Raw genomic sequence first — 10,402 nt, forward strand, 5'->3', positions numbered from 1 at the left:
GTCACTAATCTACTATTTAGGTTCCAAAATATGCATTACTCTCGCTGACATCGTATATGTAATGATTATTACAACTCATATTTATATAGCAACTAAATCAGCTACTATTACTGCTCTTTTTCCATTATTACAAGTTATCACAAATCTAATTGCTAACATCTCTGCACCACTTATAATAAATCGTTTTCCATCTTATACGCTGTTATATACCCTCCAATGGCTGAAAACAGTCTTTTTACTATTATTAATGATTTTGTTCCCGGTCTTATCCACAAACATTATAGCTCTATTAACTTTTATTTTTGTCATTTCATTATGTAGTGGGTGGGGTGCTCCGTTATTATACGGTATTCTCCCGCGCCTTACACCGAAAGAAAAATTAGTAAAAGTAAATAGTATCTTTTCCTTTTCAACACAAATTGTGCAAGCCGTTGCTTATTCATTTACGAGTATTGTCGTTCTTCTCATTGGCGCTACTTCTACACTCATGATTAATAACATTTTAATGATTTTCGGATGCATTGCATTACATTTTTCATTACGTTCCATACATACTGAAAGAATAGCAGATTCTCCCTCTTCCAAAAGTACTGTTTTATTGGAAGGTTGGAAACTCCTATTTCAAAATCCTTCTCTCCGTACCGTTACATATATGGACTTAATCGAAACTTTCGCAGGGACAATATGGATTGGTGCTATTACGATGGCATACGTTACGACTATCCTTCATAAGGGCGAAGAATGGTGGGGATATATTAATACAAGTTATTATGTTGGCACGTTAATCTGTGGTCTATTAGCCTGGAAAATGAGTTCCTATATTCAAAACAATTTAATACGATCTATGTCGATTGGCTCTCTTATGTTTAGTATTCTTACATTTTTATACGGTATGACAAGCAGCGGATTTATTGCGCTTTTTCTATGTGTTCTAATGGGACCATGTTATCAAATTAGAGATATTTCCCAAACGACTGTTTTACAATCAAGTGTCGCCCCTGCTTTATTATCCAAAATGTATACAGCACATGGTGCACTTCTTTCAACAGCCTCTGGACTATCTATGCTTAGCATTGGCATTATTACTGATATGTTCGGTGTTCGTACAATTTATATCATTGCTTCTATTCTTATTTTATGTTCCGCTTGTTTATCCTTTAGTTTATTAAAATATCATAAGACAGAGCAGAACGATATTTCATTTTAATCACTAAAACAAAGAGGACAGGGATTCCTGTCCTCTTTGTTTATTCTATTCATGATAAGTTGGGGATTTTTCTATGCTTTGTCGCTTGTTCAAAAGCATAAGCTAGCTTAATTAATACCCCTTCACTAAAGGCAGTACTTGCAATCGTAATTCCAAAAGGTCTCCCGCTTTCCATATACCCAGCTGGTATTGCTATAGACGGATAACCCGCTTTCGCACATATAGTAGAACCTATATAGGAAGGAAACAGTATCGCATCAAGATTATATTTTTCCAATGCAAAATCAATGCCTTGTTCTTGAGAAAAATATATATCTTCTAATCTCGCATTTAAATATTCTGGATTTCGTAACGTATTTGGAAAGTCTTTTCTTCCCTCTAACTTGGTTTGTCCATATTTTAAAGCTCTTTCTGCTATGTTTTTATTAAACTCCATTAACTCCGAAATAGAATGTACCGGAATAGTAGAAGGTAATTTAGAAAGATAGTTATCTAAACTATGCTTCAGTTCATAAAGCGGAACTCCCCAACTCCATTTTCTATGAAAAGAAGGAATATCAATATTTTCTACTACTGTCGCTCCTTCATTACGTAATACTTGGATCGTTTCCTTAAACAAGATTTCATCATACTCACCATTTTCGTAATAATCTTTTGGTGCAGCGTTAAACACACCAATCTTCGCTCCATTTAAGCCATTAACATCAAGATATTTTGTATAATCATGCTCTGCCCTACCTTCACTTCTATGAGTAGCAACATCTTTCTCATCTACCCCAATTAAACTCCCTAGCAAAATAGAAGCATCGGTTACCGTTCTAGCAAATGGTCCAGCTGTATCTTGCGAATAAGTAAATGGAATAATTCCTCTACGACTAATTAAACCGACAGTCGGTTTAATACCTACTACAGAATTTTGAACAGCGGGGCTCAAAATAGAAGCATCGGTTTCTGTTCCAACAGATACTACTGTAAAGTTAGCAGCAACTGCTATTGCAGATCCTGTACTAGATCCGCCAACAAACATAGGATCCTTGCCCGTTCCGTATGGATTGATTGTTTGACCACCTCTTGCACTATATCCAGCCCACATTTCAAAAGACATTGCATTTGCTAATTCTGTCATATTTGTTTTTCCTATTATCACCGCTCCTGCTTCTCGCAGTTGAGTAACGAGAAATGCATCTTCACTGCTTATATTTTGTTCTAGAGCTATTGTACCTGCACTTGTATGCATGGAGTCATTCGTTTCAATATTATCCTTAAGCAAAACAGGTATTCCATGTAATGGACCCCTTATACCTTTTGTCTTTCTTTCATAATCTAACGCTTCTGCAATAAAAATTGCATCTGGATTGATTTCTAAAATTGAATTGATTTTCGGTCCGTCTTGATCATACTTTGCGATTCTATAAAGATAATACATCACTAGCTCTTTTGAAGTTAACTTTCCTGATTCCATTTCATTTTGAATATCTTGAATTGTTAATTCCTTTTTTAAGATTGGATTAAACTGAATTTCCATTTATATTCTCCCTTATATGAACTTTTTTAGCGTATACCCCTTACTTTTTCATTTTTTTCACCTCAACACATCCTAAATTAATATTCCTTTAAAGAAATTCACTTTCCTTATTTAAACACCTTTAATTTCCCGAAAAATAAAAAAAGTCTGAAACGGATTAACCTTCGCTTCAGACTCTTACATTACTGTGCGTATACTTCATCTAACAAATGTAAAAACTCACCTTGTTTCCCAGCTAATTCAGGGCATTTTGCAATATCAACCCATTCGTAGCAAAATACTAATCCTTTATCTTCCTCACCAGCACTTACAATATGTTCCCAAGTATCCTTTACATCTGTTAGTAAAGTTACATGAAAAAAGTGGCGTTTTTCATATTCCTGTTTTTCTTTCATATGTATGATGTAATCTGCTAAAAAACGTTCTATGCATAAATGACGCAATCCGGATTCTTCCTGTACTTCACGCAATATAGCCGCTTCTAACGTTTCACCTTCATCAACCGTTCCTCCTGGCACTTGAATACCAGCTTCATGTATATCACGATGTTTAAAAACAAGTAATTGCATAACCCCCTCTTTTTCTCTTGTAATATATGCATGTACTTTTTTCTTATATAACATCGTCATTATACGTCTCTCCCCTCAATCATTTACTCTGTTACTTCTTCAAGCGTCAGTTGATTATCATACAAATATGTAGCTTGTGGATTTCCCACATACCTTACGTGCCATGGTTCATACCGATAACCCGTAATCGTTTCTTTCGCTTTTGTGTATCGAACAACAAAACCAAATTTATGGGCATTTTCAGAAAGCCACTGACCTTCTTTCGTTTCCCCAAAAACTGTCTCTAACTGAAATTTAGCAGATTGAGACGTAATATCCATAGCTAGTCCAGTTTGATGCTCACTTGTGCCAGGAACCGCGCTAGACATTGCTGTTTTTGCTTCCCCGTCTTGTTTTTTATACATCGTATTTAATGCTTTTTGTCGATCAAAAGATCTAAATCCAGAAACTGCAAAAAGAAAAATACGCTCGTTGTCAGCCTGCTGAAACATATCCTCAAGCGCCCTCGCTGCCTCTTTTCTCATCTTTTTCTTTTCTTGATCACCTTCACTAGAGTAGCGCACTTTCGGAATAACTAAATCTGGCGGTCTATACCCATCTGGTAAACGCCTACTTTTATTTACAAGTACAAGCATTGAATTCGGATTATTAATTACCGCAATATCCCCATCCATATTAGCAATCGTTTCTTTCGCTTTCGGAAATATGCTATTTACACTTACTTCCCGCGCCTGCTTATCCTTATACATTTTATAATTGATTCCTGCTACTCCAATAATAATTATTGCAGCTACAATACCAAGTAGTGCCCATCTTTTTTTCATATAACGACCTCTTATTTTAATAATTTGGCCATTTCATACTCATCGATGCCCTTTCCATCGATAATAAGAGCAGCTTTTTTGACACCTTCTTTCTCAAATCCAGATTTTTTATATAGTGCCTGAGCTCTTGTATTGTGGGCCATTACTGTTAATTCTAAACGCCATACATCATGTAATTTTGCCCACTTCTCAACCTCTTTAAACAATCCTCGCCCGTTATACTCTTGCAAAATACCAATTACAATGCTTGCCACATGCCTCTTTCTTTGAATGTTATTTCCATTCACTAATATAAAACCTACTATCCTCTCATCTTCAACTGCTACAAATATTGTTGCATATTCATTTTCCATAAATCGATGGATCATTTTTTCTTGTTGCTCAGCTGTAATTTTCCTTTCTCCTGGTTCATATAACATAAACTTCGTTTCTTCATCTAATTGCTTACTTAATTGTAAAAATGATGCTGCATCTTCTATTTCGATTTCCCTAATCACTTCAATCACCCTACCAGTTTCATAATAAAAAGTTTTCCTTATAAAAAGATTTTCTCTACTTTCCCGAAAATTCCTTTGTAAATCTCCTACTATAAATTGACAAATTTCGATATTACTATAACAACGACAAATTATGTCTATTCTGTGACGTCTCACCATTACAAAGAAAAAACGCAAGCATTACACTTACGTTTTTTCAAGATTGAAGTGCGCTAATAATTATCGATAGATGTCCTGGCTAATTCACGTTTCACTTTATCCATTCACTTTTTCTGCCTGCCAAAAATATTCACCAAATGCTTTAGCAAGTGCATCAATTGATCGATTCAATTCTTCCTCTGTATTATCTACACCGCCAACTTCTATTAATATCGCTTGTCCTGATAGGTCTTGATTATAGATTCCATTTCCTGTCTGGAACCCTTTTTGAATGACCCCACGGCTCACTCCTGGATATTTCTTATTAATCGCCTCATGTAAAGCTGTCGCTAATTGTAAGTTTTTTTCATAGTTTTTATTTCCTTTCCCTACTACAAATGCAAGCTTTGCATATGATTTATCTCCAATTGTTTTTGTCGTTACATTCTTTCGGGCACTATCACGATGCAAATCAAAAAAGTATTGAAGATCTTTATTTCCAGCCATAGCTTGCTGCACAATTTCTCGTGACATTTTATACGAACTATTACTGTTTAAACCTTTACTTATTAACTTTTGACCAACATCACTCTTATCGTTAGTAGCTCCAATCCCTTCACCTTCTAGTTGTTCACGGAAACGATCTCCTAATATAGAAATATTCGATACAGAACTCGTTGCTTTATTCGGATTCGGGTCATTCGTTAAGTTAAGTAAAGGTAAATAAGATTCCCAGCTATGTGTATGATAAATAAACGCAACTTGTCTCTTCCCAGTCGTTTGAGACGGCTGTTTTTTCTCTTTACTCGTATCTTGTTTAGGTACTTGTCCAGTTCCACTAGTCCGTTCCTTCACCACTTCTTCAAGAGGAACACTCGACTCTATCGGTAAGTTAGAATAATTTGTACCCTCACCCGCAATAACAATTTCTGTATCGTACTTACCAAACCCCGGGAGCTCTTTCCCGACGAAACTGCGTACATCATTAAAGCGAATATTTGTAGCCATAGAAAAGAGAAAAGAAGAAATTGAAAAATCTTGATTCAAATTTCGATACTCCTGTGTAAAATAATGATTCTCTTTTCCAAGTACATACATGTAACCATTCATCGATAACTCATTTAACCAATTATATAAATACGTTGACTTTGTCTCTTTCATAGAGGTTACCATCATACTAATAAGAAAAAAAGTCGCTAGCATTGTAGTAATAACAAATAAAACTAACTTACGCATACTTGTAAACTTCATAAAAAAAAAGCCCCGATTCATACTATCACCTCTCTATTTCAAGTTATGTACAAGCCCTAGAGAATAGACCGTTAAAATTTCGGCTATATTGTTAATGAGGTGAAATGAATTGAAGCTATTAATAGGAATATTACCAATCGCTCTATCATTCATTTTTTATTTGTCCGCTAAGCAACCAAAAATCTCTATTGTGCTACATATTTCTGCGTACTTGGCACTGTATGTACTCGGTATAATTATTTCCATTAATATATACGATGTTTTAATACAAGATTTAGTTTTCATGACGAGCATTCATGGAATTTTACTGAATCCATTTTTCCTTATTGCAGGAGCGTATATAGGAACATACACTTTGTACCTACTTTTGTCTCACATTATTATGAAAATAAAAAATGGAGCGTAATGAAATGCAACCACCATTTATCTGTCATACATGCAAAAAAAGAATTATGAAAAAGAAAGATCTTATTACAGCCACATGGTACTTCCGCTTTTATTTATTTCACAGTGATTGTTTTAAACGACAGCAAGTGTTCATCTCACGATTTCTCCCTGTGAATACACTTTTCAATTCCTTTCTTATTATATATGGACTTATTTTTGGCAGTATTCTTATGATTACAGAACCATCTATTATTTGGCTGACTTTCTTTTTTCCCATTTTTTATCGGTTTCTTTCTTATTATTATGTTGAACGTTTTTTCTCTACATAACGCGCAGACTGACCTCTCGGAATACTTAAACATTCCCACTCATTTTCTTTTAACATCTTCCCAATGTATATAATCTGACCAATATGCAATGCATAATGAGCAATTTGCCTTTCAATTGCTTGCATGACAGTATGTGCTTCACCTCGAATGTATACCGTCTTCAATAAGTGTTCCGGCGTTAAAGTATTCATCGTATTAAAAACATATTTCCATCCTTCTTGCCAAGCTATAAGGGTTTCTTCTTTTGAGTGATAGCATCCTTCAAATTCACCATCTCGATTACGATCTGTTTTTTCACCATCAGACGTTAAAAAATCCGTCCATCTAGAACGCATATTACCGTGAAGATGCTTAATAATAATCGCTATACTATTTGTTTCTTCATGAGAAGACCATTGTATTTGTTCATATGATAATTGAGAAAGTGCCCGCTCCCCTTGTTTCTTTGTTGCTTTAAAGTTCGAAATCGCACATTGCAAATATTCTCGTCCGATATCCATATTAGCCCCTACCTTCACCCTAGCTAATTTTTGTTCCATTTGGCAATTCCATATTAGGCTGAAGTAACACAACATCACCAGCTTCAGGAACACCACCAAGCACAAGTACTTCTGATTTGAATCCAGCTACACGTTTTGGTGGAAAGTTTACAACAGCAACGATTTGTTGACCGATTAAATCTTCTGGACTATACCTTTTCGTAATTTGAGCACTTGACTGCTTTATCCCGATTTCTCCAAAATCTATTGCTAGTTTAATCGCTGGTACTCTCGCTTCTTTAAATTCCTCTGCATGTATTACAGTTCCAATTCTCAAATCCAAATTTAAAAAATCTTCAAAATTAGCCATTTATCATTCCCCCCCAATTATTACTTAGACAAAATACAAAAATCCCCTTCAAAAAAAGAAAGGTGCCTAAGCACCTTTCTTTTGTAATTCACTTGATTCATTTGATTTATAGAAGAAGAAACCGAGAATCCCGCCAATACATGATGGAATTAACCATCCGATTCCTTCGTTATATAACGGTAACATTTGTAGTACATTAGAAATCGCGTCAATTTTAATTTTCGCACTTTCTAAACCGTTAAAGAAACTAATTAACAATGCACCTAAAATAGCTCCAATATAAATTGTATTACGCTTCCCAATCCACTTATGGAAATACGAAAGTACAATTAATACAATTGCAACTGGATAAATGATCATTAACACAGGTAATGTTACTGCGATTAATTGTGTTAAACCTAGGTTAGATACAATTAAACTAAATACACATACCATTGTTACAATCGTTTTATGCGAAAGTTTTGGGAATAAGTTTGTAAAGAAACCCGCACACGCAGATGTTAACCCAACAGAAGTTGTTAAACAAGCGAGTATAATAACAAGCCCTAATAAAATTTTACCACTCGTCCCATATAACTCATTTACAACATTCGTTAAAATAAGACCACCGTTTTCTGAGATACCAAGTGATGTGCTTGTTGAACCAAGATAAGCAAGCGATAAATAAATTAACGTTAAACCAAGTACAGCGATAATACCTGATACTACTGTTATTTTTGCAATTTGACTACTCTCTTTTATCCCTTTAGAGCGGATAACTTGTACAACGACAATTCCGAATACGAGCGCGCTAATTGCATCCATCGTTAAATATCCTTGAATAAATCCACCAAAGAAAGCATTTTCTTTGTAAGCAGCTAACGGCGCAGCTGGCTCTCCAATTGGATCAATAATTGCCTTTCCGACAATAACAGCGACAATTAATACTAATAATGGTGTAAGAAACTTTCCGAACCAATCCACTAATTTAGATGGATTTAATGATAAATACCACGTTATTCCGAAGAAAACTATCGTGAAAAGAAATAGCATGTACCACTCTGAAACCATTGCCTCTGATAAAAACGGCTTCATACCCATTTCAAACGAAACAGCTCCAGTACGAGGAATCGCGAAAAATGGTCCAATTGCTAAATAACTAATCAATGGGAAAATAAACGCAAATATAGGGTGGACTCTAGAAGATAGCGCTTTCAAGTCCCCCTCTACAAACGCGACAGCTGTTACAGCTAGTAGGGGTAATCCGACTCCCGTTACAAGGAATCCTATTGTAGCAATCCAAACATTCTCTCCTGCTTGTTGACCTAAAACTGGCGGAAAAATTAAATTTCCTGCTCCTAAAAATAATGCAAATAGCATTAAACCAATTGCTACCGTATCACCTGGCCTTAAACGTCCCTTCATGCTCTTCATTTGCATAGCACTTTTTCATTGTTTATCTCTATATTTTACAATATGCTATGCATCCTCCTCTCTGCTCAAGATGATAAAATATGCCCCTTACAAAGCAGTGTCTTTCTCCATAATTTCTCCATTCCCCTTATTTTTACTCTAATCATTAATACAATTATTATTTTGAATTTTGATTTTTTTTGAATTTTTAAATCATTAGAGTGTTATTACGCGGAGTGTAGATGTCAGACCTCTTTGTTTTTATCACACATATAGTAACATATTTAGTTGCAAAATAAAAACATATTTTCAAATTGATTTTTTTGAAAATCGAAATTATCTACATTTTTTATTCTCTTACACAAATATTGTTATAATCTCACCTATTATTCAATCGTTATTTTCAAATAACTTTATACACGTAACATACAAAAGCCATCTAATATAATTTAGATGGCTTTTGTATGTTACTCTATCGTTTCAACTTCACGTGGATTTTTCATCTCTTCCACATACACAACTCTAAATCCGTGATCTTCTAAATCTTTCAATAATGTCTCTAATTCACCGTCGTTAAACTCTTCTCCTAATGTAAACATAATTCTACGAACTAATAAGGCATCATTATCAAAAGTCATCAAACTTTGAATACCAGTGTATTTCTTTAAAACTGTCGATAACTTTTGGATTGCTCCATTATAGTCTTGCGTTCCAATCATGACAGAGTATTTACTAGAGTGAACACCCCATGCATCCTCTAATAACTCAAAAACTTTTTTATGCGTTAAAATTCCAAGGAAAACCCCTTTTTCGTCAACTACTGATAAATAAGGCAATTTTTTTATTGTAAAAAATACTTTAAAGAAAGATGAATCTTCTCTCACAAATCCTTCTTTATCGTTTAATAATTGTATTACACTCTCATCAAGTGATCCTTTATATTCTAAAATATCTACTTTATATATATTCCCTAAAAATTTCTCTTTTTTTTCATCTAAAACTGGTACACAACGATACCCCGTTTTATTTAAATGCTCTAACGCTTCCCCTATCGTAATCGAACTTGAGCACAGTAAAACTTCCCTTTTCGGTACGTAATTCCCTTTAATCCTCATAAATAGCCTCCTTATGTTAAAATACTTTCTGTGCCATAACTATATTATATTTTCAGAAAAAAATAAATAATTTATTTTATTTTTCTGAAAATTATTCATTTTCTTGTCATAATTTATTCATGAATCCTTCACTTGCATATTTTTGCTATCAAATCTTCTCTCTGAATTACTGAATGAAAAATATATTGTAACTTCTTTCAAAAAAAGCTAAAATAAGAATAAGAATTTTCTGAATATTCTAAGAGTAGGTGGTTATATGTCCTTATTACGCTCACATATATGTAAATTTATAATTGGTATTATTGTTATTTTTGCCATA

The 10,402-nt window shown here is 34.3% G+C and carries 12 protein-coding genes; 3 read left to right on the top strand and 9 right to left on the bottom strand.

Going from position 1 to position 10,402, the window contains the following annotated elements; translation table 11 throughout:
* Positions 1–1,207 (top strand): MFS transporter (locus ACQGS6_RS17175; RefSeq protein WP_426965349.1); only part of this gene is annotated, 1,207 nt, incomplete at its 5' end.
* Between the two features lie 49 nt (positions 1,208–1,256).
* On the opposite strand, the gene ACQGS6_RS17180 is transcribed toward ACQGS6_RS17175, so the two are convergent.
* The 5 genes from ACQGS6_RS17180 to spoIIP form a co-directional block, all read right to left on the bottom strand.
* Positions 1,257–2,732 (bottom strand): amidase family protein, encoded by a 1,476-nt coding sequence (locus ACQGS6_RS17180; RefSeq protein WP_088045833.1) that lies wholly within the window; start codon positions 2,730–2,732, stop codon positions 1,257–1,259.
* 182 nt (positions 2,733–2,914) lie between these two features.
* Positions 2,915–3,361, bottom strand: coding sequence for an NUDIX hydrolase (locus tag ACQGS6_RS17185; RefSeq protein ID WP_000178285.1), 447 nt, complete (start codon positions 3,359–3,361; stop codon positions 2,915–2,917).
* Between the two features lie 23 nt (positions 3,362–3,384).
* On the bottom strand, positions 3,385–4,125 hold the full coding sequence (locus ACQGS6_RS17190) for a M15 family metallopeptidase (RefSeq protein WP_000747647.1): 741 nt from the start codon (positions 4,123–4,125) through the stop codon (positions 3,385–3,387).
* Positions 4,126–4,136: 11 nt separating this feature from the next.
* A complete protein-coding gene (locus ACQGS6_RS17195; protein WP_426965350.1) occupies positions 4,137–4,622 on the bottom strand; it encodes a GNAT family N-acetyltransferase in 486 nt (161 codons plus the stop codon).
* Between the two features lie 255 nt (positions 4,623–4,877).
* Positions 4,878–6,032, bottom strand: coding sequence for a stage II sporulation protein P (gene spoIIP, locus ACQGS6_RS17200; protein WP_001079280.1), 1,155 nt, complete (start codon positions 6,030–6,032; stop codon positions 4,878–4,880).
* 88 nt (positions 6,033–6,120) lie between these two features.
* On the opposite strand from spoIIP, the gene ACQGS6_RS17205 reads away from it, so the two are divergent.
* Positions 6,121–6,417: a hypothetical protein gene (locus ACQGS6_RS17205; protein ID WP_000770736.1), complete on the top strand. Its 297-nt coding sequence runs from the start codon at positions 6,121–6,123 to the stop codon at positions 6,415–6,417.
* Between the two features lie 4 nt (positions 6,418–6,421).
* Positions 6,422–6,727 carry a hypothetical protein gene (locus ACQGS6_RS17210; protein WP_033682818.1) on the top strand — a complete coding sequence of 102 codons (306 nt, stop codon included), beginning with the start codon at positions 6,422–6,424 and terminating at the stop codon, positions 6,725–6,727.
* On the opposite strand, the gene ACQGS6_RS17215 is transcribed toward ACQGS6_RS17210, so the two are convergent.
* From ACQGS6_RS17215 to cbpA, 4 genes are all read right to left on the bottom strand, one after another.
* Entirely contained in the window at positions 6,700–7,266 is a 567-nt protein-coding gene (locus tag ACQGS6_RS17215; RefSeq protein WP_000435828.1) for a DUF1572 domain-containing protein, read from the bottom strand. The two genes, ACQGS6_RS17210 and ACQGS6_RS17215, sit on opposite strands and share 28 nt — an antisense overlap.
* Positions 7,247–7,576, bottom strand: a complete 330-nt coding sequence (gene csaA, locus ACQGS6_RS17220; RefSeq protein ID WP_001263017.1) for a chaperone CsaA — start codon at positions 7,574–7,576, stop codon at positions 7,247–7,249. The genes ACQGS6_RS17215 and csaA overlap by 20 nt, the downstream gene beginning before the upstream one ends.
* A gap of 66 nt (positions 7,577–7,642) precedes the next feature.
* A complete protein-coding gene (gene brnQ4, locus ACQGS6_RS17225; protein ID WP_011110049.1) occupies positions 7,643–8,980 on the bottom strand; it encodes a branched-chain amino acid transport system II carrier protein BrnQ4 in 1,338 nt (445 codons plus the stop codon).
* A 455-nt stretch (positions 8,981–9,435) separates the two neighbouring features.
* Positions 9,436–10,083, bottom strand: coding sequence for a cyclic di-AMP binding protein CbpA (cbpA, locus tag ACQGS6_RS17230; protein ID WP_001220526.1), 648 nt, complete (start codon positions 10,081–10,083; stop codon positions 9,436–9,438).
* Positions 10,084–10,402: the final 319 nt, after the last annotated feature.

Source organism: Bacillus sp. GMs2/2, from assembly GCF_050172095.1.
GTDB lineage: Bacteria > Bacillota > Bacilli > Bacillales > Bacillaceae_G > Bacillus_A > Bacillus_A cereus.